The organism is Rhodococcus sp. 1168, assembly GCF_002091955.1.
Lineage (GTDB): Bacteria > Actinomycetota > Actinomycetes > Mycobacteriales > Mycobacteriaceae > Rhodococcoides.
This window is the reverse complement of sequence record NZ_MKKY01000048.1, coordinates 1-25,816: the sequence shown is the minus strand read 5'-3', so window position 1 is coordinate 25,816 and position 25,816 is coordinate 1. Positions and strand designations below refer to the sequence as shown.

General features: G+C 61.5%; 22 protein-coding genes. 8 read left to right on the top strand and 14 right to left on the bottom strand.

Annotated features, from left to right (window positions below; genetic code table 11):
• Nucleotides 1-74 precede the first annotated feature (74 nt).
• Nucleotides 75-1,367 carry an amino acid deaminase/aldolase gene (locus BJI47_RS08735; protein WP_254900471.1) on the top strand — a complete coding sequence of 431 codons (1,293 nt, stop codon included), beginning with the start codon at nucleotides 75-77 and terminating at the stop codon, nucleotides 1,365-1,367.
• Here the strand turns inward: BJI47_RS08735 and BJI47_RS08730 are convergent, their stop codons facing one another.
• Complete coding sequence (locus BJI47_RS08730; RefSeq protein WP_088943453.1) at nucleotides 1,368-4,823, bottom strand: bifunctional RecB family nuclease/DEAD/DEAH box helicase; 3,456 nt, start codon at nucleotides 4,821-4,823, stop codon at nucleotides 1,368-1,370. It lies immediately after the preceding gene.
• 56 nt (nucleotides 4,824-4,879) lie between these two features.
• On the opposite strand from BJI47_RS08730, the gene BJI47_RS08725 reads away from it, so the two are divergent.
• Nucleotides 4,880-5,509, top strand: coding sequence for an alpha/beta hydrolase (locus BJI47_RS08725; RefSeq protein WP_088943351.1), 630 nt, complete (start codon nucleotides 4,880-4,882; stop codon nucleotides 5,507-5,509).
• A 43-nt stretch (nucleotides 5,510-5,552) separates the two neighbouring features.
• On the opposite strand, the gene BJI47_RS08720 is transcribed toward BJI47_RS08725, so the two are convergent.
• Nucleotides 5,553-7,340 (bottom strand): long-chain fatty acid--CoA ligase, encoded by a 1,788-nt coding sequence (locus tag BJI47_RS08720; RefSeq protein ID WP_176224750.1) that lies wholly within the window; start codon nucleotides 7,338-7,340, stop codon nucleotides 5,553-5,555.
• A 302-nt stretch (nucleotides 7,341-7,642) separates the two neighbouring features.
• On the opposite strand from BJI47_RS08720, the gene BJI47_RS08715 reads away from it, so the two are divergent.
• Entirely contained in the window at nucleotides 7,643-9,460 is a 1,818-nt protein-coding gene (locus tag BJI47_RS08715) for a DEAD/DEAH box helicase (protein WP_254900470.1), read from the top strand.
• A 121-nt stretch (nucleotides 9,461-9,581) separates the two neighbouring features.
• Here the strand turns inward: BJI47_RS08715 and BJI47_RS08710 are convergent, their stop codons facing one another.
• The 4 genes from BJI47_RS08710 to BJI47_RS08695 are packed head-to-tail and all read right to left on the bottom strand — an operon-like array spanning nucleotide 9,582 to nucleotide 12,904.
• Nucleotides 9,582-10,328, bottom strand: coding sequence for an amino acid ABC transporter ATP-binding protein (locus BJI47_RS08710; protein ID WP_088943350.1), 747 nt, complete (start codon nucleotides 10,326-10,328; stop codon nucleotides 9,582-9,584).
• A complete protein-coding gene (locus BJI47_RS08705; RefSeq protein WP_088943349.1) occupies nucleotides 10,325-11,812 on the bottom strand; it encodes an ABC transporter substrate-binding protein/permease in 1,488 nt (495 codons plus the stop codon). The genes BJI47_RS08710 and BJI47_RS08705 overlap by 4 nt, the downstream gene beginning before the upstream one ends.
• Before the next feature lie 41 nt (nucleotides 11,813-11,853).
• The gene (locus tag BJI47_RS08700) at nucleotides 11,854-12,336 is read right to left on the bottom strand and encodes a RidA family protein (protein WP_088943348.1); all 483 of its coding nucleotides are present in this window, start codon (nucleotides 12,334-12,336) and stop codon (nucleotides 11,854-11,856) included.
• Between the two features lies 1 nt (nucleotide 12,337).
• Nucleotides 12,338-12,904 carry a histidine phosphatase family protein gene (locus BJI47_RS08695; protein WP_088943347.1) on the bottom strand — a complete coding sequence of 189 codons (567 nt, stop codon included), beginning with the start codon at nucleotides 12,902-12,904 and terminating at the stop codon, nucleotides 12,338-12,340.
• 75 nt (nucleotides 12,905-12,979) lie between these two features.
• Here BJI47_RS08695 and BJI47_RS08690 point away from each other — a divergent pair, with 75 nt between their 5' ends.
• The 3 genes from BJI47_RS08690 to BJI47_RS08680 all read left to right on the top strand — a co-directional run bounded on the left by BJI47_RS08690 (nucleotide 12,980) and on the right by BJI47_RS08680 (nucleotide 16,358).
• Nucleotides 12,980-14,155 (top strand): acyl-CoA dehydrogenase family protein, encoded by a 1,176-nt coding sequence (locus BJI47_RS08690; RefSeq protein ID WP_088943346.1) that lies wholly within the window; start codon nucleotides 12,980-12,982, stop codon nucleotides 14,153-14,155.
• A 9-nt stretch (nucleotides 14,156-14,164) separates the two neighbouring features.
• A complete protein-coding gene (locus tag BJI47_RS08685) occupies nucleotides 14,165-15,262 on the top strand; it encodes an acyl-CoA dehydrogenase family protein (protein ID WP_088943345.1) in 1,098 nt (365 codons plus the stop codon).
• A gap of 187 nt (nucleotides 15,263-15,449) precedes the next feature.
• Nucleotides 15,450-16,358 (top strand): phosphodiesterase, encoded by a 909-nt coding sequence (locus BJI47_RS08680; RefSeq protein ID WP_088943344.1) that lies wholly within the window; start codon nucleotides 15,450-15,452, stop codon nucleotides 16,356-16,358.
• Here BJI47_RS08680 and BJI47_RS08675 read toward each other — a convergent pair.
• The 4 genes from BJI47_RS08675 to BJI47_RS08660 all read right to left on the bottom strand — a co-directional run bounded on the left by BJI47_RS08675 (nucleotide 16,355) and on the right by BJI47_RS08660 (nucleotide 20,132).
• The gene (locus tag BJI47_RS08675) at nucleotides 16,355-17,848 is read right to left on the bottom strand and encodes a stealth family protein (RefSeq protein ID WP_254900480.1); all 1,494 of its coding nucleotides are present in this window, start codon (nucleotides 17,846-17,848) and stop codon (nucleotides 16,355-16,357) included. The genes BJI47_RS08680 and BJI47_RS08675 overlap by 4 nt on opposite strands.
• 155 nt (nucleotides 17,849-18,003) lie before the next feature.
• A complete protein-coding gene (locus tag BJI47_RS08670; RefSeq protein WP_254900469.1) occupies nucleotides 18,004-18,372 on the bottom strand; it encodes a VanZ family protein in 369 nt (122 codons plus the stop codon).
• A gap of 41 nt (nucleotides 18,373-18,413) precedes the next feature.
• Nucleotides 18,414-19,037, bottom strand: a complete 624-nt coding sequence (locus tag BJI47_RS08665; RefSeq protein ID WP_088943449.1) for a bifunctional 2-polyprenyl-6-hydroxyphenol methylase/3-demethylubiquinol 3-O-methyltransferase UbiG — start codon at nucleotides 19,035-19,037, stop codon at nucleotides 18,414-18,416.
• A gap of 75 nt (nucleotides 19,038-19,112) precedes the next feature.
• On the bottom strand, nucleotides 19,113-20,132 hold the full coding sequence (locus BJI47_RS08660) for an NADPH:quinone reductase (RefSeq protein ID WP_088943343.1): 1,020 nt from the start codon (nucleotides 20,130-20,132) through the stop codon (nucleotides 19,113-19,115).
• A gap of 123 nt (nucleotides 20,133-20,255) precedes the next feature.
• On the opposite strand from BJI47_RS08660, the gene BJI47_RS08655 reads away from it, so the two are divergent.
• Complete coding sequence (locus BJI47_RS08655) at nucleotides 20,256-20,762, top strand: DinB family protein (RefSeq protein ID WP_176224749.1); 507 nt, start codon at nucleotides 20,256-20,258, stop codon at nucleotides 20,760-20,762.
• Nucleotides 20,763-20,766: 4 nt separating this feature from the next.
• Here the strand turns inward: BJI47_RS08655 and BJI47_RS08650 are convergent, their stop codons facing one another.
• Both BJI47_RS08650 and BJI47_RS08645 read right to left on the bottom strand, forming a co-directional pair.
• Nucleotides 20,767-21,261 carry an SRPBCC family protein gene (locus BJI47_RS08650; RefSeq protein WP_088943341.1) on the bottom strand — a complete coding sequence of 165 codons (495 nt, stop codon included), beginning with the start codon at nucleotides 21,259-21,261 and terminating at the stop codon, nucleotides 20,767-20,769.
• Nucleotides 21,258-22,082 carry an SDR family oxidoreductase gene (locus BJI47_RS08645; protein ID WP_088943340.1) on the bottom strand — a complete coding sequence of 275 codons (825 nt, stop codon included), beginning with the start codon at nucleotides 22,080-22,082 and terminating at the stop codon, nucleotides 21,258-21,260. The genes BJI47_RS08650 and BJI47_RS08645 overlap by 4 nt, the downstream gene beginning before the upstream one ends.
• A 674-nt stretch (nucleotides 22,083-22,756) precedes the next feature.
• Here BJI47_RS08645 and BJI47_RS08640 point away from each other — a divergent pair.
• A complete protein-coding gene (locus BJI47_RS08640) occupies nucleotides 22,757-23,575 on the top strand; it encodes a hypothetical protein (RefSeq protein ID WP_088943339.1) in 819 nt (272 codons plus the stop codon).
• Nucleotides 23,576-23,625: 50 nt separating this feature from the next.
• Here BJI47_RS08640 and BJI47_RS08635 read toward each other — a convergent pair whose 3' ends face one another.
• Both BJI47_RS08635 and BJI47_RS08630 read right to left on the bottom strand, forming a co-directional pair.
• Nucleotides 23,626-24,309 (bottom strand): hypothetical protein, encoded by a 684-nt coding sequence (locus BJI47_RS08635; protein WP_125458679.1) that lies wholly within the window; start codon nucleotides 24,307-24,309, stop codon nucleotides 23,626-23,628.
• A 140-nt stretch (nucleotides 24,310-24,449) separates the two neighbouring features.
• Nucleotides 24,450-25,238, bottom strand: a complete 789-nt coding sequence (locus tag BJI47_RS08630; RefSeq protein ID WP_176224748.1) for a NucA/NucB deoxyribonuclease domain-containing protein — start codon at nucleotides 25,236-25,238, stop codon at nucleotides 24,450-24,452.
• Nucleotides 25,239-25,816 lie beyond the last annotated feature (578 nt).

Below are 25,816 nucleotides of genomic sequence, written 5' to 3'. Positions count from 1 at the left end.
CTGACAGCCCCCGCAGTTTCGATCGGACAGTTTCGATCAGGTAGTAACGAGTAGACGAAAAGGAAGACAGCTCAGTGACGTCACTTCTCGGTCGGATCACGCACGACTCAGCCACACATGACGCGGCCCTCGACCGTATCGCTTCGGCCACCAAGGACCTGGAACCACCTTTCGCTGCTGTGGACTCGGTTGCATTGGACTTCAATGCCTCCCAGTTGGTTGCTCGCAGTAATGCGCTACCGGTTCGGGTCGCCAGCAAGTCGGTGCGATCACGAGCGATACTCGGCCGTGTCCTCGGACGGGATCGGGTCACCGAAACTACGGCTGGATCGAATGCTGCTGTCGGGCAAGGGTTCCAGGGAATCATGGCGTACTCGGCGGCGGAAGCACTATGGCTCGCAGGCGCCGGTGATCAGCACGGAGTCGATGGCGTCGAGGACATTCTCATGGGGTATCCGAGCGTGGACACCACCTCCCTTGCCGCGATCACCCGTGATCCGGTGCTGTCTTCACGAATCACTCTCATGGTCGACGACGTCGCACATCTCGACATCATCCGGGCCGCAGCCGGTTCCGATCGACTCGCCCCGCGCATCTGTATCGATGTCGACGCTTCGCTGCGGATCGGACCCGCCCATATCGGGGTGAGACGCTCGCCGCTACGCGAGCCTGCGCAGGTCGCCGAATTCGCACGCATCGCGCATGCGCGAGGCTTCGATGTCGTCGGAGTGATGTTCTACGAAGCCCAGATTGCGGGGTTGCCCGACTCGAATCCCGCTGTCGAGCTGATGAAGCGACTATCGGCATCGGAGCTTCTGGTACGGCGCAAGGCAGTGGTCAGCGCAGTGACCGACATTGTCGGGCCATTGGAAATCGTCAATGGTGGTGGCACCGGTTCACTCGAGGTGACCTCGGCAGACCCCGTCGTCACCGAGGTCACCGCCGGTTCAGGGCTTTTCCTGCCCGCACTGTTCGACCGCTACAAAGCTTTTCCGTCGAATCCGGCCCTGTATTTCGCGTTGCCGGTTCTCCGTAAGCCCACCGCGTCGATCGCGACAGCATTCGGGGGCGGGTACATCGCCTCGGGGCCGGTGTCGGCTACACGAGTGCCGTTGCCCGTCGGGTTCTCGAATGCGGTGCGCGGGCTGACGCGCGGCGGGTTGAAGCTGATCCGAAACGAAGGTGCAGGCGAGGTTCAGACGCCGCTGCGTGGTGCCGAATCGGTGGCGATCGGTGACCGAATCTGGTTCCGTCACGCCAAGGCAGGTGAAGTGTGCGAGCGCTTCGACACGCTGTACGTAATCGATGCGGACGGTGGACGGACGGCGATTCCGACCTACCGAGGAGAGTCGAAGAACTTCGGCTAGTCACGCCCGCCGTTTCCCCTGCTCGCGATTCTCCTGCCCGCGATTACTCAGTGCCATGAAGGTTCCCAAGGTGACGAGCCCGTCGGGGGTCGTGGGGAGGTGTTGGGTGAGGCTGCGGGACCGGATGAGAAATGCAGCCCACTGGCCACGCGAGATTGCCACGTTCAGTCTGTTGCGTGAGAGTAGAAATCCCATTCCGCGGGGAACATCGTCGACGGAGGAGGCGGCCATCGAGACGAGGACCACCGGAGCCTGACGGCCCTGAATCTTGTCGACAGTTCCCACCATTACCTCGTCGAGGCCGACCTTTGTGAGGTGGGCGAGGATGACAGCGACCTGGGCGTTGTATGCGGCGACGACGAGAAAGTCCGATGCCGCGAGTGCTCGGGTCCCCTCGAACGAGGCAGGGTCCGTCCATTCGTTGCCGATCAGTCCCTGAATGCGAGTGGCGATCTCCGCGGCTTCTTCTGGCGAGCCCGTCGAGTTCCCGTGATGATCGACTAGGACGGTGTGCAGGCCGGGGGCGAGTCCGTCGAGGTTTCGTGCCTCGGTCACCTCACGGTTCGACTCGAGGCGCCCCTCGTACGCCAGCGCCGATACCGGCGCGCACAGCGCCGGGTGCATGCGCCACGTGGTGGCCAGGAAGTAGCCGCGATCGGCAGGAAGGGCGCCGTGTCCGGCAGCGAGCCAACCGAGCGCCGATCGGTCGACGGGTTCGGGGTGGGTTCCCTGGCTTACCTGGGGGAGTTGTTGCGGATCACCCAGTAGCAACAGATTTCGAGCTGCACCGGCGACGGCGATGGTGTTGGCCAGTGAGAATTGGCCGGCTTCGTCGATGACGAGAAGATCGAGCGACCCAGGCACTACCCGGGTGGAATGCGAGAAGTCCCATGCCGTCCCGCCGATGACGCAGCCGCGATCTGCGTCGGCAACGAAGCCCGGGTACTCGGCTTCTTTCAATACGGTCTGTTCGGTCGGTGATTTCTTACCGACCGATCGGGCTTCGACTCCTGCCTCGACGACGGTGGCGAGAAGATTGTCGACCACCATGTGTGATTGTCCGACAACTCCGATGCGCCAATGATGCTCGCGCACAAGGTGGGCTATCACCTTGGATGCGGTGTAGGTCTTTCCGGTTCCGGGTGGGCCTTGAACCGCAAGGTACGAGTGGTCGAGGTCGAGAAGCGCTGCAGTGATAGCCGAGGCATAGTCGTTTCCGTTCACGGGTGGAAGCGGATTGCCCGATGTGGTTCGAGGTGGCGACAGCGTCATCAGGTCGGCTACGGGGGTCAGTGGCAAATCGGGCAGCGTGTCGTCCACCTCGGTGGCGGCTGTCTCGATCGCGGACTCGAGGCTTGCGGTGGGTACGGGTCGGTCCGGAGCTGTCGCGATCGGAGCATCGAAATACGGATCGGTGCCCGCTCGCAGAGATTCCTCGACGATGACGGCATCTCGGGTGCCGGCGAATCCGACGTCGACGATCTTCGCCATGGACGATCCACGATGGGTCGGGTGCAGCTTGTCCAACCCCGCAGGTGACGGATTGTCGTACAACAGTCTGACCGTATGGCCCACTCCGCCGATGACATCATTGGACAGTTCGCCGACGAGTCTCAGCTTTCTACGTAGAACTCGTTGGCGTGGAGCAGTTTTCATCCACTCGTGGAGAACTTCCACGTGATCGATCTTCATGACGTCGGCGGCGTCGGCCCACTCGTCGACAGGGTCGGTCAGTCTGTCGAAGTGCGCCCACCAGAAAGGCTTACGTTCGCGCCGGTGGAAACCGACGGCGCCGGCGTACATGGCAACCGCCTGCTGAGCCGGTGTTCGATTCGAGGGCAGTCCGGCGTACTCGCCGAGCGAGGTTTCCAGTGGGGTTGCAGTGTCTTCCCTTTCCACGACCGGTTCGCTCGGCTTGCGAGGGGTCACCCCGGCATCGGAAGCCCTGGCGAGAAGCCAATCGCGGAGCTCGATCGTCGAGACGCAGTCCGTTCGGTTGTACTCGGCGATCTCGTTCAGCAGTTCCGCCGCCGCTGCATCCTCGCCTGCATCGCGGAACTCGCACCAGTGTGCGTACTCGACGATCGATGCCGCCGCATTCGTGACGTCTCCCGATCTGTCCTCGGGCATGTACAGCGGTTCGAGCTTCTTGATGCTGTAGGACCTGGCACCGATGCGAACCGACGCGCGGACGATCGGATACAGATCCACCAAGACCTCGTGTCGCAGCAGGTCGTCCACCACGTCCTCGCCGACGCCGTACCTGCCGGCCAGCCGAAGTAACGCAGTCTTCTCGTACGGGGCGTAGTGGTAGACGTGCATGTTCGGGTATTTCACGCGTCTGGCCGTGACGTAGTCGAGGAAGTCGATCAGCGCCTGACGTTCCTGGTTGCGGTCGTGTGCCCAGAACGGCTCGAAGGACAAGTCCGTGTTCAGAACACCGAAGAGGTACTCCAGACCCCAGTCGTTCGGATTTGCCGGATCGGCCCAGAGCGGGTCGCCTTCGAAGTCGAAGAAGATGTCACCAGGGTCCGGTTCTGGGATCGAGCCGAGACCCTGAGCGTCGAAGATGTCGAATTCGGCGGCGCCGGTGCGCTCCTGACGCACTTGTAGTGCGGCCTGTGCCCGCAGACTCGTCAACGTTCTGTCCGACATACCCTCCACTGGATCGGCCGAGGCGGCGAGCTCTTCTATCGTCGAGATGCCTGCATCGATCAGTCGCTCGCGCGCCGAACTCCGCATACCAGCAACAAGAATCAGGTCTCGGTGTTCCTCGACCTGCACCGAGCAGGTATCGCACCTGCCGCATGCGGAATATTTCGTATCTGCCCACTCGACGGCGGTCCCCTCCGCCTGGTGTTCGTCGAGTACGCGTTGAAGGTTCTCGCGGGACTGCCGATAGACGGCAAGTATTTCGGTGATGGTGTGGCTCGAAGTGCTGCCGTCGCCGAGCATCAAATGCACGTGATCGGACGGCGTGATCCCACCGCGCTGCAGTGAGTCTGCGTACGCCGCCAACTGAAGGAGCGCAGGAACCTTTGCATGACGAGACAATTTGGTGTCGTAGACGGTGTAGCGGTCCCCGTCGACAACCAGGAAGTCACAGAATCCGAGGAATCGGCCATCGAAGAAGGTCGCCTGATAGAGCACCGGGGTGCGGGAGGTCAACGCCGTGAAGGTCGACCAGTCGGCGTCGGCGAGTTCTTGCCGGGTGCGGCCCGGCCTCTCCATCGTCAACACTCCGCCCGGGAACTGCTCTTCGAACCGTGCCAGCTGCGTGCGCTCGTGTGCCAGGCCGAGTGCTGATGTGCGCTCCAACATCGGGTCGGGTTCGGCGGCAATACGCGGCACGAGACCGTTCAGGCCGTCGAGGCGTCGTAGTAGCCCGAACTCGCAGGACGCGGCCGCCGCGAGGTCGCTGGCGCTGTAAATTACCTGATCGTCCAAGAGGAACACGCGCATAACTGTAGGGGAATGCACCGACACGAAAGCGAAACAGGCAAGATGGTCCAATGCCGTTTTTCGAGGGAGTCACTGGTGCCGTCCATTACCGATCATGGACGACGGCACACCCCCGTCTCATCGTGGTGTTCCTCCACGGTTTGGGACAGAACAGCGGAAACTACCACCGGTTCGCGCGGGTGATGAACGGCCGCGACATCGATGTGTGGGCCATCGACCACGTCGGCCACGGGCTCACCGAGGGCGAGTTGTCCGATGCGTCGCAGATCGCCGGTCTAGCAGACAACGCCCTTCAGCTCGCGGCGATCGCGCAGTCCGAGCGGGACGGCATTCCGGTGGCGCTGATGGGACATTCGCTGGGCGCTGCAACCGCGATTGCCGCTCTCGACAAAGATTCGAGCCGGTTCAGTTCGGCGGTGTTGTGTGCGACCCCGAAGTCGGTTGTAGGTGCAGCCGTCGCTGATCTACGCAGTTCGACTGTGCCTGTCCTGGCGCTGCACGGCATGGACGACCGGATGGCGTCGATAGACGCAGTTCGCACGTGGATTCCGTCGGTACTGAGTGCTCAGCTGAAGGAGTACGAGAATGCCGGTCATGATCTATTGCACGAGAAGATCCACCGGACCGTCTCGCTCGACGCTGCCGAGTTCATGCTCGGATGTATAGACATAAAGGTGTGACGTGCATGCCCGAACAGCAGACATGCACGTCACACGGTTTAAGTCAGCTGTAGATCGACTCGATGACCGAGCTGCGCTCCTTGTGGATGATGTTCCGCTTGAGTTTGAGCGTCGGTGTCAACTCACCGGTCTCCACCGTGAAGTCCTGCTCGAGGATCTTGTACTTCTTGATCTGCTCGGGCTTGGAGACCTTCTTGTTCGCTTCGGCGACGGCCTTGTCGATCTCGGCAACGAGATCGACATTGGTCGACAGTTCCGAGAAGGGAACGTTCTCGGCCAGCCCGTGGCGTTGCTTCCAACCGGGAAGAGCTTCGGGATCGAGGGTGATCAGGGCGCCGATGAAGGGCTTGGCGTCTCCGACGACGAGGGTCTGGCTGATGAGCGCGTGTGCGCGCAGCGCGTCCTCGAGCACCGCGGGTGCAACGTTCTTGCCACCGGCGGTGACGATGATTTCCTTCTTGCGGCCGGTGATGGAGACATAACCGTCCTGATCGATGGAGGCGAGGTCCCCGGTGTGGAACCACCCGTCGACGATCGACTCGGCGGTCGCTTTATCGTTGTGCCAGTAGCCGCTGAAAACCACTGGTCCCTTGAGGAGGAGTTCCCCATCCTCGGCGACCTTGACCGCGTGACCGTTGATCGGCTTGCCGACCGTTCCCACGCGCTGCTCGGCCGTGGTGTTGACCGTGACTGCGGCGCTGGTTTCGGTGAGGCCGTATCCCTCGTACACCGGGACGCCGATTCCGCGGAAGAAGTGTCCGAGGCGTGCACCGAGGGGGCCGCCGCCGGAGACCGCCCGTGTGCAATTGCCGCCGAGGGCCGCCCGCAGCTTGGAGTAGACGAGCTTGTCGAACAGTGCGTGCTTAAGATTGAGGACGAGGCCTGCCCCACCCTTTTCCTTGGCCTCGCTCCACTCGATTGCAGTTGCGGCGGCCTTGTCGAAGATTCCGCCCTTACCGCCGTCGTGCGCCTTCTGCTTGGCGGAGTTGTAGACCTTCTCGAAGACGCGCGGTACCGACAGGATGAAGTCCGGCTTGAAGACGGCGAACTGGTCGACGAGGGTCGTGACGTCGGCAGTGTGCCCGACGGTGGCCTTGGATTCGAATGCGCCGAAGGAGATCGCCCGCGCGAACACGTGTGCCATCGGCAGGAACATGAGGGTGCGGTTGCCCTCCTTCATCGAGTCGTGCAGCGCCAACTGAGTGGCCTGGACCTCGGCGTAGAAGTTGGAGTGCGTCAGCTGTACGCCCTTGGGACGGCCGGTGGTGCCCGAGGTGTAGATCAACGTTGCAGGTGAGGACGCGCCGACCTGCTTGCGACGGGTGTGCAGTTCTTCATCGGTGATCGCGGCGCCGCGCTTGCTCAGTTCTTCGACTGCGCCTGCGTCGATCTGCAGTACCTCACGCAGGTCGGCGGCACCTTCGGTGACCTCTTTCAACGCCTCGGCATGTGCCACGGATTCGATGAACAGGATCTTGGTAGCGGAATCCTCGAGGATCCACTGAGCCTGATCCGGTGAGGATGTTTCGTAGATTGCGACCGTGCATCCGCCGGCAGTCCAGATCGCGTAGTCGAGGAGAACCCACTCGTAACGAGTTGCGGACATGATGGCGACGCGATCGCCCAGTTCGACTCCCGAGGCAATGAGACCCTTGGCGACTGCAGATACTTCCTTGGCGAACTGAGCTGCGGTGACCTCGGTCCATTTACCGTTCTGCAAGCGCAGGAACGGTACGAGGTTGGGGCACTCCTTTGCGTACCGGAACACCGAATCGGCCATGGACGCGTCTTCGGGAATGGTGAACGACGCGGGTACAGAATATTCTCGCACTGGGGACCCCTCCGGGAAAATGACGTAATAGATGTGCATTTCATCACACTCTTGGCCAAGGTGCACTACCGATGGGGTGTCCGGATTGCGAACTTTCGGCCAGATCTACCGAGTTTTGGTGTAACTCTGCGTGGACCTTAACCGTTGTCGCACGGAGGTTCGGGGCTTCTCTCCATATCTGACTCTGATCTCGCCGTCGACCGGATCGGGGGACGAGAACCGCGTCGGCCGGTGGGTGCGCAACCATGAATTCTCGGCACACGGTCCACTGGGTCGGTTGCAGGGACTAAACTGGGTTGCATATGAGCACAACAGAGCCGAATCAGGATGCCGCCGTGACGAGTGACGAAGCAATTTCGAATAGGTCGGCACCGGCGCCTACCGACTCGACCCCCGCCCCGGACGCTGCGTCCGAAGAAGCTCCGCAGCTTACTTTCGCCGACCTCGGAATCGATGAACGTGTTCTACAGGCCCTGCGGGACGTGGGATACGAGACACCGTCGCCCATTCAGGCTGCCACTATTCCGCCGCTGATGGCAGGCAACGATGTCGTCGGATTGGCTCAGACCGGCACCGGCAAAACCGCGGCCTTCGCAGTGCCGATCCTCTCGCGACTCGACGTGTCGCGGCGTGTTCCGCAGGCATTGGTGTTGGCGCCGACGCGTGAGCTCGCGCTGCAGGTGGCCGAGGCGTTTGGCAAGTACGCCTCGCATATCCCCGGGCTGCACATCCTGCCTATCTACGGCGGACAGGCTTACGGTATTCAGCTCTCGGGTCTGCGCAAGGGTGCGCAGATCATCGTGGGTACTCCCGGTCGCGTCATCGATCACCTGGAGAAGGGCACTTTGGACCTGTCCGGACTCGAGTATCTGGTGCTCGACGAGGCCGACGAGATGCTCAAGATGGGCTTCCAGGAAGATGTCGAGCGCATTCTCTCGGATACTCCCGAATTCAAGCAGGTGGCTCTCTTCTCGGCCACGATGCCTGCTGCCATCCGCAAGATCTCCAAGCAGTACTTGCACGATCCTGTCGAGATCACCGTCAAGACCAAGACCTCGACGGCACCGAACATCACGCAGCGGTACGTACAGGTCGCACATCAGCGCAAGCTGGAAGCACTGACGCGCATCTTCGAGGTCGAAGAGTTCGAGGCGATGATCATGTTCGTGCGAACCAAGCAGGCCACCGAGGAGCTCGCCGAAAAGCTGCGCGCTCGTGGTTTCTCCGCGGCCGCGATCAACGGTGACATCGTGCAAGCTCAGCGCGAACGGACCATCGGTCAGCTCAAGAACGGCCAGATCGACATTCTCGTTGCCACCGACGTCGCGGCGCGTGGTCTCGACGTCGACCGCATTTCACACGTCATCAACTACGACATTCCGCATGACACCGAGTCGTACGTGCACCGCATCGGTCGTACCGGGCGAGCGGGCCGAGCCGGTCAAGCGTTGCTGTTCGTAGCGCCACGGGAGCGTCACCTGCTCAAGGCGATCGAGCGTGCGACGCGTCAGCCGATCACCGAGATGCAGCTTCCGAGCGTCGACGACGTCAACGCCCAGCGTGTCACCAAGTTCGGGGACTCGATCACCGAGAGCCTCGAGAGCGAGAATCTCGCTCTGTTCCGCCGCCTCGTCGAGGATTACGTGCAGGCGCACGACGTTCCGCTCGCGGATATCGCAGCAGCGCTCGCCGTGCAGTCTCGCGACGGTGAAGCGTTCCTGCTCAAGCCCGAGCCGCCCGCCCCGCCGCGCGCACCCCGGGAGCCACGCGAGCCGAGGCCTCCGCGTTCGTTCGACGCTGACGCGGCCGATTCTCATCACCGCAAGACCGGTCAAGAGATGGCGACGTATCGGATCAGCGTCGGCAAGCGGCATCACGTCGCGCCGGGTGCCATCGTCGGAGCTATCGCGAACGAGGGCGGACTGCGCCGCAGCGATTTCGGGCACATCAGCATTAGACCGGATCACTCGCTCGTGGAACTGCCGGCGGATCTGGCCGACGAGACCGTCGAGGCGTTGCGTCGTACCCGGATCAGTGGGGTGCTGATTCAGCTGACTCCCGACTCCGGGCCTCCAGGACGCAGTGGCAGCGGCAAGTTCAAGGGCAAGCCCAGGCGCTGAGAAAGCCGAAAAGTAGACTGACACCGTCTGCCCACGTATCGCACCCTGTTTCAAAAGGTGCGACGCGTAGGTGGGCGGTGTTTTTCTTGGGCGGTGTTTTTCTTGGGCGGACCCGCGTTCGTCAGCCCATGATTCGCTGTAGGAACTGCCTGGTTCGCGGCTCGGTCGGATTCACCAGTACTTCCTCTGGTGTTCCGCGCTCGAGAACGATGCCGTCCTCGATGAAGAGAACTTGATCGGCGACTTGCTGGGCGAAGCGGATTTCGTGGGTGACGATCACCATCGTCCACCCCTGCGCTGCAAGATTTTTGATGACGGCGAGTACTTCGCCGACCAGTTCGGGATCGAGCGCGGAGGTCGGCTCGTCGAACAGCATGAGCTTCGGTCGAAGCGCCAAGGCTCGGGCGATCCCGACGCGTTGTTGCTGGCCACCGGAAAGTTGGAACGGGTATTGATCGGCTTTGGTTTCGAGGCCGACCTGCTCGAGCAGGGTGAGGGCGTCGGCGATCGCTTCGTCCTTCGGACGTTTCTGGACGATCACCGGACCTTCGATGATGTTCTGCAGGACGGTTTTGTGTGGGAACAGATTGTGGCTTTGGAAGACCATTCCGCTTTGCGCTCGGAGGAGTCGAAGCTCTGCTGCGGACACTGTGGTTGCGAAGTCGACGGAGACGTCACCGATCCGGATCGACCCTGAATCGGCGGGGTCGAGTGCATTCAACGATCTGAGCACCGTGGTCTTGCCGGATCCGGACGATCCGATGATCACGGTGACGCTTCCCGCCGGGACGGAGAAGGAGACATCGCACAGCACGTCGATCTCGCCGAACGACTTCTTGAGTGCCTTGACGTCGAGAAGGTCGGTCATTTCGCCACATACCTATCGAGTCGGACTTCGAGTTTTCCTTGGAAGAACGAAAGAATCATGCAGATCACCCAGTAGTACAGCGCGGCAACGCTGTAGAGAGCGAAGAAGTCGAACGTCGGTGCGGCCGCCAATTGCGCGACGCGCAGCAATTCGGTCACCAGAATGGTCGACGCCAACGAGGTGTCTTTGACGAGCGAGATCAACGTGTTCGACAGCGGAGGCACGGCGGTACGCAGAGCCTGAGGGAGAATGATGCGCTGCAGCGTCGTTCGGTAGCCCATTCCGATGGTCTGCGAGGCTTCCCATTGCCCCTTCGGCACGCTGAGGATGGCCGCTCTGATGACTTCGGCTGCATAACCGCCGACGTTCAAGCTGAAGGCGACCACCGCAGCTGGGAACGGGTCGATCACCACGCCGAACTGCGGCAGGGCGTAGAAGACGATGAACAACTGCAGCAGTAGCGGCGTGCCTCGAACGATGGACACGTAGAAGCGCGCTGCCGAAGACAACGCTTTGTTCGACGAGATACGAGCCAGGGCAACTGCAAGGGCGATGACGAGCCCGATGGCGAAGCTGATGGCCGTCAGCGGGATGGTCATCGTCAGCGTTGCCTTCAACATCGGCCACAGATTGTCGAGGATCAGATCGAACTTGGATTGTGGTTCGGTGCCTGATGCGTCGGACGTCGGTGCCTGGGTGTCTGCTATCGGTGCGGCGACGGCGGAACCGAAGTACGTGGTCGAGATCCGGTCGAGCGTTCCGTCCGCCTGCAAAGTGTCTATCGCATTGTCGATTTCGTCCATCAGGCCGCTGTCTTTGCGGGCCGCGAATGCCTGGTAGCTGGTGTCTCCGGTCTGCGCCGCTACTTTGACGCCGGTGTCACCGGTCTGTTTCAGATACTCGGCGATGGCGAGGCTGTCGTTGACGGTGGCGTCGACGCGCCCGTCTTTCACGAGGGTGACGGCCTGCACGAACCCTTCGACGGCTTCGACTTTCGCGCCTGCGTCAGCGGCGACCTGGGCCCAGTTGCTCGTCGACGATTGTGCGGTCGTCTTGCCTGCGAGGTCTGCCACAGAGGTGATCGATGTGCTGTTCGCCGAATCGAGGATCTCGCCCTCGGAGACCGTGTACGGCTTGGACAGGTCGTATGCGTTCTGCCGATCGGGGTTGATCGTGACCTGATTGGCGATCAGGTCGAAACGCCCGGATTGAAGGCCGGCGAAGATCGAGTCGAACGGCGTTTGTACGTATTCGACGCGGACGCCGAGTTCGCCCGCGACTGCGTCGACCACGTCGATGTCGTACCCGGTGAGCTGTCCGTTCGAGCCCTGAAAGCTGAACGGGCTGTAGGTCCCTTCGGTACCGACGACGAGTACACCGTTGTCTTGGACCGTATCGATCAGTGGTCCGGTGGAGGACCCACAACCGGCAACGGACATCAGTGCGACCAGCACGGCTAGCAGAGCGAGCACTTTGCGATGCACTTCGAAGTAGGCCTTCCGTCATCTCGTTCGGTAGAGGAAACCTACCCGTCGATCTCTATTTCTGCCGATACGACAACGGCGTTGTTCATCGGTAGTGCTGCCGTTCCGATGGCACTGCGCGCATGGGCTCCGACTTCGGGGCCGAACACTTGCAGGATCACGTCGGAGAAGCCGTTTACAACGGTCGTCGTCTGGGTGAACCCGTGATCGGCGTTGACCATTCCCGAGACGGTGAGCCAAGCACTGATTCGATCGAGATCGCCGATAGCGCGTTGCACGCTGGCGAGTACCGCCAGGGCTGTGTCTCGTGCAGCGTCCGTGGCCTCGTCGAGGGAGATGTGCGACGGCACTGCGCCGAAGGGGCCAGCCATCGACCCGTCCGCCCGCTGCGGTGAGTGACCCGTGACATACACCCGGTTGCCTCGAACGCGAACCCATTCGAAGGAGAACTGGAATCCTGGCGGCGCGTGAGCCTCGGCGGGAAGGACGAATCCCAGTTCTTCCAGCTTGCGTTCGATGCGCATCTCAGTGATACCTCCGTGCTGGAATTCCGTTGATCGTGCGCACAGTCCATCCATTCTCGTCGCGGACAAGAGTGGATACCCCGGCGTTCAGGATGCGCGGCGATGGTATGCCGCGGATCGCACCGAGAATCGCCCGGATGATGCCGCCGTGGGCGACCGCGATCACTGACGAGTCCGGATACGTTTGCGCGATCATCTCGACGGCTTGCACCCCTCGCTCGATCAGGGCGCCGCGCGGTTCCAGGCCTGGATACAGTCCGTCCGGCCAGTGTGAGTACGCGTCGTAGTCGGTGAATCCCTCGGCCTCGCCGAAGTGTCGTTCGGCGAGATCGGGATAGACGTCGCTGCGCTCGATCCCCAGATGCGATCCGATGATGTCCGCTGTCTCCGAAGCCCTCGACAATGGTGAACTCACCAACAGGTCCCAGGCGTGGCCCTCGAGTTCGTACACCGCTTCGCGGGCTTGTGCGCGGCCGGTCGAGTTCAGTGGAATGTCCGAGGAGCCTTGGAGGCGACCGTGCAGATTCCAGTCGGTTTCGCCATGTCGAACCAGTGCCAGCAAAGTCATAGTGTCCGGAGAGTATCCCAGCTACTGGGGAGTACGGTCGGAAGAGACAATGTGGTCGAGTCCGGAGGGACCAAAATGAATCTTGCTTTGACAGAGAAGGAAGCCGCCTTCCGTAACGAAATGCGGACTTTCTTCACCACTGAGATTCCCGCGGAAATCCGCGAGAAGAGCAAAGTGGGCATCGAGCTGAGCCGTGAAGACATGGTGACGACGATGCGCATCCTCAATGCGAACGGTCTGGCTGTTCCGCATTGGCCCACAGAGTTCGGCGGTAGGGATTGGACGCCGGTTCAGCGTCATATCTGGCTGGACGAGATGCAGCTTGCCTCGGTACCCGAGCCATTGGCGTTCAACGCCTCGATGGTCGGCCCGGTGATCGCTACTTTCGGCTCGCAAGAGATGAAGGAGAAGTTCCTTCCGAAGACGGCCAATCTGGATATCTGGTGGTGTCAGGGATTCTCCGAGCCCGAGGCGGGATCGGACCTTGCATCGCTGCGAACGACTGCATTGCGCGACGGTGACGACTACATCGTCAACGGCCAGAAGACGTGGACGACGCTCGGGCAGTACGCCGATTGGATCTTCGCCCTCGTCCGAACGAACCCGGATGCCCCGAAGAAGCAGGCGGGGATCTCGTTCCTGCTGATCGATTTGAACACCCCTGGCATCACGGTTCGCCCGATCAAGTTGATCGACGGCAGCGTCGAGGTCAACGAAGTATTCTTCGAAAACGTCCGCGTTCCGGCGGAGAACCTTGTGGGCGAGGAGAACCAGGGGTGGAGTTACGCGAAATTCCTGCTCGGTAACGAACGCACCGGTGTCACCCGGGTCGGGCACACCAAGGTTCGTCTGGAACAGGCAAAGAAGCATGCGGCCGCCACCGCCGTTGCCGACGGCACGCTCCTGGAGGATCCGATCTTCGCCGCGCGATTCGCCGAGCTCGAAAACGAAGTTCTCGCACTCGAACTCACACAGCTGAGAATGGTGTCGGGATCTTCCGACGGTAAGCCGAATCCAGCGTCGTCGATTCTGAAGTTGCGCGGATCGGAGCTGCAGCAGTCGGCGACCGAGATGTTGATGGATATCGCAGGACCAGATTCGCTTCCCTACGAGGCAGGCGAGGACATCGACAGTCCCGGTTGGGCACAACGTTCGGTTCCGACGTACCTCAACTACCGCAAGGTATCGATCTACGGCGGATCCAACGAAGTGCAGCGGCAGATCATCGCATCGACGATTCTCGGATTGTGAGGGGCAGACATGGATTTCGAACTGAACGAAGAACAGAAACTCCTGCGTGACACCACTCGTGAGGTGCTGTCGAGGGCGTATGACACCGAAAAGCGAAACAAGATCGTTGCCGCCGAACCTGGTTGGTCGGCTGATGTGTGGAAGCAGCTCGCCGAAGTCGGGCTACTCGGACTGAGTTTCTCCGAGGACGACGGCGGCATGGATGCCGGTCCGGTGGAGATCATGGCCGTCATGACCGAGGTCGGTCGTCGCCTCGCCCCGGAGCCGATACTCGATGCGGTGCTCGTGCCGGGCGGATTGATCTCCGAGGTCGGAAGTGTCGATCAGCGCCGACGCATCTTGCCCGGCGTAGCAGAAGGCAGCACCTTGCTTGCCTTCGCACACAACGAAACCGGCAGCCGTTGGCCGAATATCTCGGTGAGTACTTCAGCGACCGAGGACGGCGGGTCGTGGTCGATCACCGGTACGAAGAATCCGGTCCCATCCGGCGGCAGTGCTGATGTGTTGGTGGTCAGTGCCACGCTTCCAGGCGGCGGGGTAGGCCTGTTTCTCGTCGACGGCGATGCGACGGGGCTCGATCGCAAGTCCTACCGAACTCACGATGGTGGTCGGGCGGCACAGATCACGTTTACCGATGTCGCGGCCGAGCCGTTGGGTGACGGTGAGGATGCGGCCGCGGCCATCGTGGCTTCGGAGGTGAAGGCGCAGGCTGCACTGTGCGCCGAAGCTGTCGGTGCCATGGAAGAGGCACTGAGGTTGACGACGGATTATCTGAAGCAGCGCAAGCAATTCGGGGTTCCGCTCGCGAAATTCCAGGCGCTGACGTTCCGGGCTGCGGATATGTACGTGTTGCTCGAACTGGCGCGCAGTATGGCCCTGTACGCAACGATGAACCTCGCAGACGACGTCGTCGATCCGCTCGTGGCTTCGCGTTCGAAGCTGCAGATATCTCGGTCCTCACGCAAGCTGGGGCAAGAGGCGATTCAGCTGCACGGTGGTATCGGCGTCACGGCCGAGTACCCGGTCGGACACTACGTCAGCAGGCTCGTCGCGATCGAGCACACGCTCGGTGGCGCAGACGAGCACCTGCGCGCGCTCTCGCAGTAAGAGTTTCTCGACAGGTGAGTGGGAATCGAGCTGATTCCCACTCACCTGCATGGGGGAGCTGTCTCGGTGTTCGTTCGCCGTAAATTCGCCGTACCCCGGGTGTTCCCTTCGGGGGGTTTGGCTACTGTGAACTAGAGGGCATGCGAAAAGTGTGCCCACGAGAAGGCCGATCGGAAGCGAGACACCGATGAAGGCTCGTACGGCGGAGTATCCACGCCCGAACCACTGCCTCCTGCACCTGAGCGATACGCACCTCGTCGAGGGCGGTGATTTGTACGGGGGAGTGGACAGTACGGCCACCCTGCGTCGCATCCTCGCCGACGTCGAAACGTCCGGGGTGCGGCCCGATGCACTGGTGTTCACCGGCGATCTCACCGACCGAGGTGAGCCGGGTGCTTACGACACGCTGCGGGCGCTGGTCGAGCCGGTTGCCGATGCGCTCGGAGCCCGGATCATCTGGGCGATGGGAAATCACGACGACCGTGCGGCCTTCCGATCACGGTTGCTCGACCAGGCGCCGACGACCGGGACGGTCGACCGGGTGCACGATGTGGCAGGACTTCGCATCATCACGTTGGATTCGACGGTTCCCGGTCACCACTATGGTGAAGTGACGCAAGCCCAATTGGATTGGCTTGCAGGCATTCTCGAAACGAAAGCCGAATTCGGCACCATTCTGGCGATGCATCACCCGCCGGTGCCTGCGGTGTTGGATCTTGCGGTGCTGGTGGAGTTGCTCGATCAACGCCGACTCGCAGATGTGCTCCGTGGTAGCGACGTCAGGTCCATCCTGGCTGGTCACCTGCACTATTCGACATCAGCGACGTTCGCGGGAATTCCAGTGTCGGTAGCGTCCGCTACCTGCTATACCCAGGACCTGAACGTCCCGCCCGGCGCAACCCGGGGCCGGGATGGTGCTCAGGCCTACAACCTCGTCCACCTCTACGACGACAACGTCGTGCACTCGGTGGTCCCCATCGGAACCTATGAGACCGTCGGTGAATACGTCTCCGCCGAAGAGGTCGTTCGGCGTCTGGACGAGGCCGGGGTGACCATTGCCGAAAGCACGCGAAGGCCGAGGTTCAGCAGTATCTAGCTTTCCCAGGGCGCAACGATGGGGAAGTACCTTTCGAGGAACTCGGTGACCCGACGGGTCCGCACCTCGAGGTCGACCTCGGGAAAGCTGCCGTCGTTGAGGCAGAAGAAGTCGATCGAGCGCTTGGGCAGAAGGTTCTCCATGGAATGGAGCCCCGAATGCGACGTGGTGTCGATGTAGGTGACCTTGGCACTCGTCTGCACCACTGCCCGGCCGCTCATCAACGCGTAGTAGTGATAGAGCGAGTTGGTGACCGAGATGTTGGTGCTGGCGCGGAATACGCTTGCCGCGGTGGCAGCGAACTCGTCGGGAAACTCGTTCTCCATCTCCTGCATGACGCTTTTGCGCAGTGGCGTTGCCGCGTGTTCCAGGTGCCTGGTGGTCATCAGACCGAAGCGGTCCTGCAGCAGTCGGCGGTTGACCCGGGCGGCGTTCTCGAACCCGCTGCGATCTTCGTCGTTGTAGCCCAACCCGATTCGGGTGCCGGCCTCGATGAACATGCTGATGCCACCGGGGGAGAAGAACATCTGCGGGCCGACCGGGCGTCCGAAGAACATGTCGTCGTTGGAGTAGAGGAAATGCTCGGACAGGCCCGGGATGTGATGCAGCTGGGACTCGACTGCCTGTGAATTGTGGGTCGGCAGAACGGAAGTGTCGGCGAAGAACGTTTCGCTCGGCACGAACGTGACGCGCGGATCTTCGGCCAGCCAGGCAGGTCGGTCGGAATCGGTGGCGACGAAGATGCGACGAATCCACGGTGCGTACATGTGGATCGAGCGAAGCGCATACTTCAGTTCGTCGATCTGCCGAAATCGTGCGGGTGACGAGTCGCCTTCTCCGACAATGTAGTTCTGCATGCGGCGTGCGCGTTGGGCTTGAAATTCGGCGGAGGAGCCGTCGACCCAGGAGAACACGATGTCGATATCGAAATTAATGTCCGACGCGTGGTCGGCAAACATGTTCTCGATCGTCGGCCAGGTTTTTCCGAACCGCTCGACGGTTCCGCGCACTGCTTCGTCGCGTCGGATGGTGCGGCGGGTCAGCGAGTTCTCGACGGGAAGCACGATCTCCTGGGGCGAAAATGCCCACAGTTCGATCTGAACTGCCGTCGAGGCGCCGTAATGCAGGCCACTGTTCGGTTCGATTCGGGGGCGATAGAGCCGAAAAATGCGGGCGTCTGAGGCGGGTGAGAGTGATCCGTCGGCCACCAGTACCGTCTTGGCTCGTTTGATGTCGACCGTTTTGGAGTAGAACGGCTCTTGCATGCACGCCTCTACCAGCGCTACGCGCAGTGGTTCGCGATCGGCAGCATCGATGGCGATGACGGGTCGCTTGTCGTTGCCGCGAACCAGCAGGTATCGGATGCGGGCAGTGTCGAGGGCAGCGCGGATAAACAGCAGATCGAAGACCATCGCCTGGTGGGGCGTCGTGGACGTGATCGACAAGGCGAACCTTCCGTCGTACGCAACCACATCGGTTCGGTCCGTCAGGCGCGCGATGGACTCGGGCGATTCACCGATCACTGGGTCGAGCGCGTCCTGCTCGGGAGCGACCAGATATATCTCATGGGGCGTGGACGTCGAGGTAATGGTGACCCTTCCAGAAGTGGCGTGCGAGCCGAGAACCCCCGGAGCGTGCTGTCAGTCTATAGCGGAGTGAACCGGAACCACGCGCGTGGCAACGAGCACCCCACGGCCGCACCTGCCACATCGAATGCTGCGTCGAGGAGGGAACCGCTACGGCCCAACGGCAGGACGGCCTGAAGGATCTCGGACGCTATCGCGAAAGTTGTCGTCCAGAGGACGGTCCGCAACGCCGACACCGCTGCGACTCGTGAGGTGTACGCGAGTGCGAAGAAGAGCGTGAAGTGAATGATTTTGTCGCTGTGGGTGAATCCGCTGGGGACGCCCGACGCGGGGGTGAACAGAATGATCATCGCGGCGATCAGTGCGAGAGCCAGTGGCACGTAGTAGCGCAGTGGCAGAGTCAACCAGTGGCGGAGCGGCATGGACATCGCCATCACTCTAGTTGCCCCTGTATTCCGTCCTCCCGAGGTCAGAGCTTACGAAGCAACACGACGGCGTCGACGCGCTCGACTTGCTCCCCCTCGGGGGTGGTGCCGATTCGCGCACGATCCTCGGCAACGACGACGGACCATTCCTCGGTGGGGAACAGTGCGGTGACCTCGTCGGCTGTGAAGAGGATTTCGGCGTGTCCATGCTGCGAGGCCAGGGCGTCGGAGGGACTGTGTCCGACGATCAGGAGGTGTCCGCCCGAGGTGACTGCGTCGCCGAAGCGAAGAACAGCAGGCTGGAACTGGGCGGGTCGCAGATGAAAGAAGTGGGCACTGACCAGGTCGAACGACGTGGCTGGCGGAGCCCACTCGGTGAGATCGCGGTGGAGCCACGCCACGGTTCGGCCGCCCTGTGCCTGCCGAGCACGTTCGAGGGCGATGGGGGAGATGTCGGCGCCGGTGGTCTTCCAGCCGTTGTCCGCGAGCCAGAACGCGTCGGCGCCTTCGCCGCTGCCGACGTCGAGGGCGCTTCCTGGTGTGAGCTTCGACGCCTCGGTGATCAGGACCTGGTTGGCGTGGCCGCTCCAGATGTTCGGTCGTTCCGAATACAGGTTGTCCCAGAACGGTTGGTCGAAGACTGCCTGAGCGTCGTCGTGTGTGTGCATGTCTACGACAATGCCGACGCATCCGTAGATGAGCAAGTTGTTTTGCTGTTTCGGCAAATGGTGCCTTGTGGTGCGTCAGACATCGATGAGAACTTTGCCGGTCACGCCGTTCTGAACTGCCTCGTGCGCAGCGGCTGTGCCGGACAAGGGAAACCGGTGTAACGGTAGACCGGCGCTCTCGCCGACCGCGAGAACACCTGCACCTGCTGCAGCGTTGATGTCTTCTCGAGCTGCCTTCAGGGCGGCCTCTCCGACGGTGTAGAGCAGAATGAATTGGTAGCGAGTGTTGAGCACCATGTTCGGTCGTATATCGAGGGTGATCGTGTTGCCGCCGTTGTTGGCGTACACGGCAATCGAGGCACGCGTGGAGATGACGCGGGCATTCAGTTCCGCGTTCTGCGCCGGGGCAACCTCGATCACCAGATCGACCCCGTCCGGGGCGATGGCTCGGATCGAGACAGCGGCATCACCGGTTGTGTAGTTGACGACGTGGTGTGCACCCGCGCCAGTAGCGAGGGCTGCTTTTTCCGGGCCACTGACAGTAGTGACGACCGTTGCTCCCGCCCAGCGTGCGAGCTGGATCGCCGCATGGCCGACCGCTCCCGCACCACCTGCAACCAAGACTGTCTTGCCGGCGAGCGCGCCGGGATGCAACCGTGAGGGGCCGTCTTCGGAGACCGTCAGTGCGCGGTGGGCTGTCATGGCGGGCACGCCGAGGCTGGCCCCGACGTCGAAACTGACGTGTTCTGGGAGTCGTACGACGCGTTCGGCCGGGACGACGGTGTATTCCTGTGCCGTTCCGGTCGGCCTCCGGTGCTGTGAGAGGTACAGCCACACCCGGTCCCCGACGGCCAGACCCTCGACGCCGGCGCCGGCCGAATCCACGGTCCCTGCACCGTCCTGGTTGGGCACGACCTCGTCGAAGTCGAGTGCGTCCCCGGGGCGCGCGCCTGTCCGGTTCTTCCAATCGGTGGGGTTGACCCCGGATACGGCGACCTTCACTCGAACCTCGCCCGGGCCTGGTTCGGGTATCTCTCGGTCCACGAGATCGAGTACGGAGGTGTCGCCGGTCCTGGTGTACGTGATTGCCTTCATGTCAGGGTGCAACCGGTTATGCAGCGATAGAAATTCCGGTCATGAAAATTGTTCGGTCGGGTATGCACGCCTGAGTAGGTAAGTCCCACGTCATCTCCACCGTATTTCGAAAGGACAATCCAGGTGAATCACGCCGGAGTACTCATCGAGGCTTTCGATCGCATCAAGGGAGTCGTACACGACATTCTCGACGACATTCCTCCCGAGGCACTCACCTTCAGGCCGGACCCGCAGGCCAACACGATTGCGTGGCTGATCTGGCACTCGACACGCGTTCAGGATGATCACGTGGCCGGCGGCGAAGGAGGAGAGCAGGTATGGACCTCGGATGGCTGGGAGGGCAGATTCGGCCTACCGTTCGATAGGGCTGCGATCGGCTACGGCCACAGCTCCGACGATGTCGCTCGGGTGAGCGCCGACGCCGACCTTCTCCGCAGCTACCACGACGCGGTGCACGCCAGGACCGTCGCATATCTCGGCTCGCTGACGGCCGAGGATCTCGATCGCGTCGTCGACGAGCAGTGGGATCCCCCGGTGACACTCGGTGTGCGGCTGGTGTCGGTGGCGTCCGATGACCTCCAACACTGTGGACAAGCGGCCTATGTACGGGGCTTGTTCGAGCGGAAGTAGCTGCTCAGCCGAAACGCTTGTGCAGATTGTCGAGGGTCTTCGCGATGTTCCGACGTTGGAACTGAGGGAACGTCTTTCCGCTCGTGGCGATCTTGTCGAACACGAGCGCTACGGCATCGGGCCACTTCGTGCGGTCGTCGGTCCATGTCTCGGTGACCTTGGTGCCACCGGGAACCGGTTCGAAGTCGTACCGCCACGTCGCGTTGGCGCCCTTGAAGCGGGGAGTCTTCACGCCGATCGCGTGGACGCGGAACTCGAACACCGAGTCGGGATCTGCGACAGTGACGGTGCATCGGGTAATCCAGCGTGCCCGCCCACGCTTGTTCTTTCCGTCGAATACCATTCCGACGTAAGCGCTTTCGCGGGGGTTGTGTACCACGGCACCAAGGTTTTCCGGGCTCCAGCCACCCATCTGTGTCGGATCGCTGATGGCGGCGTAGAGAGTGGCGGCGTCAGCGTTGATGACTGCGCTGTCGGACACAGAGAATTCGCGGGTCATGAAGCGGATCCTTTGCGTAGGCCTGGATGGTTGCGAGCGAGGATCGGTACCAACAGCTTTCGAGGCGTCACCTGGGCGAATATCGACGCGATTCGGTTGATGGCGCCGGGTATCGCGACCATTTGGCCTTTCGCCATGCCGTCGACGGCGGTCTTTGCGACATCTTCGGGCGACACCCACATCACGGACGGAAGTGCAGCCTCGGCATCTTCTTTCGAAAAGCCCGCTGTCTCACCGAATCCGGTATCCACCGGTCCGGGGCACAGAGCCGTCGCGGTAACTCCGGTTCCGTGCAGCTCGCCACTGAGACTTTGTGTGTACGAGAGGACGAATGCCTTGCACGCGCCGTACCCGGCCTGACCGGGGAGCGGCTGAAAGGCCGCGGTCGATGCGACGTTCAGTACGGCGCCGCGTTCTCTCGCTGTCATGCCTGGCAGGAATCGGCTGCAGAGGTCGGCGACAGCAGCCACGTCGACCTCGATCATGTTCAATTCGGCTTCGGGGTCCGAGGATGCGACAGGCCCGAGAGTGGACAGGCCTGCGTTGTTCACCAGGATGTCCGGTACCAGTCCCAGTGCCTCGATTCGGCCCAGTAGTTCGCTTCGCGCCGATCGCTCGGACAGGTCCGCAGCGAGGACCTCCGCTCGGACTCCGCGTGCATTCAGTTCCTCGGCCAGGGCTCTCAACTTTTCACCGCTTCGCGCCACGAGGGTCACGCCGTGCCCACGGCCGGCGAGTTCGCGGGCAATCGCTGCCCCGATTCCGGAGGAGGCCCCCGTGACGACGGCTGTGCTGTCGGGCGTAGGTCGAGGAAGGCTCATGGGTCCACCGTAGCGAAGCACGAGTTCGGGGACCCCTACTCACGAGCGCGATCAGAACACCTCTCGCTGGAGGACCTATCTACACCAGCCCCCCGTTTTGGGGGATGAAGACGCACCTTACGTCCTGACAGGCATCTCTGTGACGACAACGTACTGCGGGTTCTCAGATCGAGGAGCGTCGGTGACAGCGCTACTCAATTCCGGGCTGGGTTCATGAGTGCGAGCTCACCCCATCCCCTTCCTTGTGGGAGGACATGGCGGCAGAGTTGCGTGAACGAGCCGGGCTTTTACCTGCTCCATGTGATCGCCCGGCCTTGACCTCGCTGGCATCGGTAGCGATTCACGGGTCAGACGACGACTACCGCGCCTGCGTGAACGCACGCTTCGCAGCGTCGAGACCGCGGGCCCGCCGATACACACTCGACAATATGCCCGCGACCTCCGCGGCCCCTGCTCACGCCGCCATATTCGGTTCGGTAAACCGCACCGATATTGAGAAATTGAGCGTCGGCCCCGGCCAGGCTCCCTCCGACCTCGGCCTTTCTCGCTGTTCTATCGCCCGATTTGGTCTTGGCAGCAGCGCGGACTATAGGTCCGCAAGAGGTCAGAAGTCATGTCGGATCAACGGTTACATCCCCTGCACCGATTGGAGTGAGTCTTGTAACGTAGGGGCCATGGTCGAAATAGCGCACGAGGGCGAATCATTATTGATCAGAACCTATTTCGGTGATCAGGGGTCGTGGGACGACATCGTTGCCGCAGCGTCGAAAAGCCACACGCAATCAGACGGTACTGAGGTTCGGGCGACGTTGACGTTGATCGACGATACGTCGTTCGAAAGCGCGTCCCCGGCCGAGGTGATCAGCCTCCTGCAAGCACCCCCGCCGACCTACGCGTTCATCGCCGACCGCCAAACATTCGAAAGCTCCGAAATGCCTATCCTGGCAATCGATATCCGCAACAGCGGAGGCAGTGAGCCGATGCCGGCGTTTCGAGTTATGCCGGCAGTGTTGGCAGACGTCGAGAACAACTTGTCCATCGCCAATCTCGATTTCGCCGACTACCAGAACGCCGCGGACAGCGATGGCATCTTCCGCGGTTTCGGTTCACCGCAGACCACCACCCGCATAGTGACAAAACAGCGCCTCCTCGAGGCGGCCGCAGACGGCAACCTGACAGAGACGATTCTTGCGCGGTACCGCAGCGACCTCGAAAAAGAGTCACGCAGCGAGTGGGAGGCAAAGCTGGCACCGGATCTTCGTGCGACGCATGAGTACTACGCTTCCGGGCGAGACAATTATTGGATGTTTGAGGAAGTTCTAGGACTCGACGAGACAATCGACGCCACCCGCGATGGGGGATCGGCCCTGGTCTTCGGTCTGCCGATTTCGTACGGCAGGTGGGGTGTGTACTTGGACCCGGACACTCTGGCCCCCATAACAGCCCTCATGACACGTATGCCTACCCCAGAACAGCAGCAGGCAAGTAAGTAAGACAACGACTCCTGCCGAGTGCACGCGCACACTCGGCAGGAGTCGATTCTTCAGGAGATCGTGAAGTCACTGATCTTCGTCATGCCGTCCTCAGCGAAGACCGGCACCGTCCTGGGCGCAGAGCCGTAGACGTCCACGCCGCCGATGGTCTGCCGTTCTAGCGCTGTCGCTTCCGCCGGCGACGCTACCGCGCTTTGAAGCGCAGACTTCTCGATATAGCCAGCGGTACCATCATCTCCGAACGCCGCGACGAGGTCGGGCAACTCAGCGTCGCTGGCGGCATCACCTTGTCCGTACGTTTGGCCCTGATCGTTCGTGCCGGATTCTGCGACGGTATCGCCGCTATCGGTCGAGGGTTCTGCCGATCGGGCGGCCGGAGCTGTCCAGTCGAGAGGGTTGCTGGGGAACGTCAGGGCCTGCCGGTAGGCATTGGTGCCGTTCCACACGGCGGTGAATCCGTGGCTGTTGTACGAACCGGTACCACAGGTCTTCGTCGTGCCGACTGTTAGCTCTGGTGCTGGGAATGCGTTGTACTTATAGTCGATCGCCTCGCACAAGACCCCGCTCTTGAACAGGCGGGCGCGGACGCCGATGTCTCCTGGAGGGGCTGTCTGGCCAAAGACTGAGTAGATCTTCGACTGTGCGGTCAGGTTGGGTGAGTTGATGATGGTAGAGGTGTTCAAAAACTGGATGCCGCCGCCGTTGCTTCCCGCGGGACCGACCCACCCGGTCACTGCGGCTGCATTTGCGGTACCTGGTGCGAGGATTACAGCTGCACTCAAGAGTGCGCCGACTGCCAGGGCCTTACGTGCTGAACGTACTTTCATGATGACTCTGCTTTCTGGTCGGGAGGGAATGAACTGAAACTGGGCGGTCAGTTGAAGGCATTGACGTAGAAGTTGTCACCGACCATCACGCGGTTTCCTTTATAGAATTGGGACATCGTTCCGCCTTGAGAATTGTTTTCTTTCAACGGAACCCATCGAACAGATGCCCCGGACCCGCCCTGATCGGAGGAAGCGAGCGGGTACTCATCGCACGAGGGATTCTCCATCTCGTCCGGTCCCGGCTTTTCTCCCAACAGTTCGAGCCGTCGAAGTTGTGAGGCCGGGCACGATATGTCGCGGTTTAGGTCGATTCCGTCTTTGTTCGTCCGTGTGAGAGACGACCCGAACGGGCGGCCCTCACCGGTTATGGCTTGACGGTCGAGAACGTGTTGCGTGATAGTCGGGATAACAGCCTTGTTGTAGTAGACCGTGGGATAGTTTGTCGGATTGACGCATCCGGCTGCGCCGAACGCTGCCGTACTGTCGCAGCGGATCCGCTGCTCCGTGTAGAACGTTCCAGGCGGCGGACCTTCCTGAATGGTGCCTGCGATGACGGAGGTCCAGGCGAACGTGTACGTCGACCAGCCGATGCTGCTCGTCGTGAGCTTGGAGAACTCGGGGTATTGCTCGTACGAAATCACCCCAGGTGGATTCAGATTGAACGTACGCATCTCGGCGATAGGAGCTTGGATTCCATCAGGTCCCACTTTCGAAGGAGTGAAGGTGAAAGTACCTGTTGTTATCGGTGTTCCCCATTCGATCTCGCTCTCGAAGTACGCGAAGATATTGGATTGGCGGTTGTTGACCGACGACGACATGACGAGGGTGATGTTCACATTCAACGTTCCAAAAGGAACCGCGACGCCGTCCGTCCCCCTCCGGTACTGCAGGATTGGAGCGATGTACACCCCACACGATTTGAAGCGGGTGTTGTTGCACCCCTGGATAGGGGTCGCAGATCGTTGTTGTTGCGCAGATTCCTGAATCGCTGAATCGCCGATCCGTTGAATCTCCGCAGGATCGGTGACCTGGACAATCGGTAGACTGCGAACGAAGATTTCGGAATCGGGAGTCGGAAGCTGTTCCGGAGCTGGCGCGGGACCCGGCAACTGCTCCCCAGGCACAGTGGGCGAATCGGGCACCTCAAGTGGGGCTGGTGTATCGACAGGTTGGGCGAACGCATTTGCGCTACTCAGGACCTGCATGGTCAACACCAGGGCAATAATCGCCCCGAATGGTCGGCGTTGGGACATGAAACCTCTTCGGCATCGACGTACACATGAAAGGCGGTCGCAACCGGGACTGCAGACAACCGGCTGTGTGGCATAAGCGCAAATAGCAACGACGCGTTACTAGCCTCGATCTTTCTTCCTGCTGACGTGTCGGCCTGAACCCCTCGAGATTGTGGCTGTCA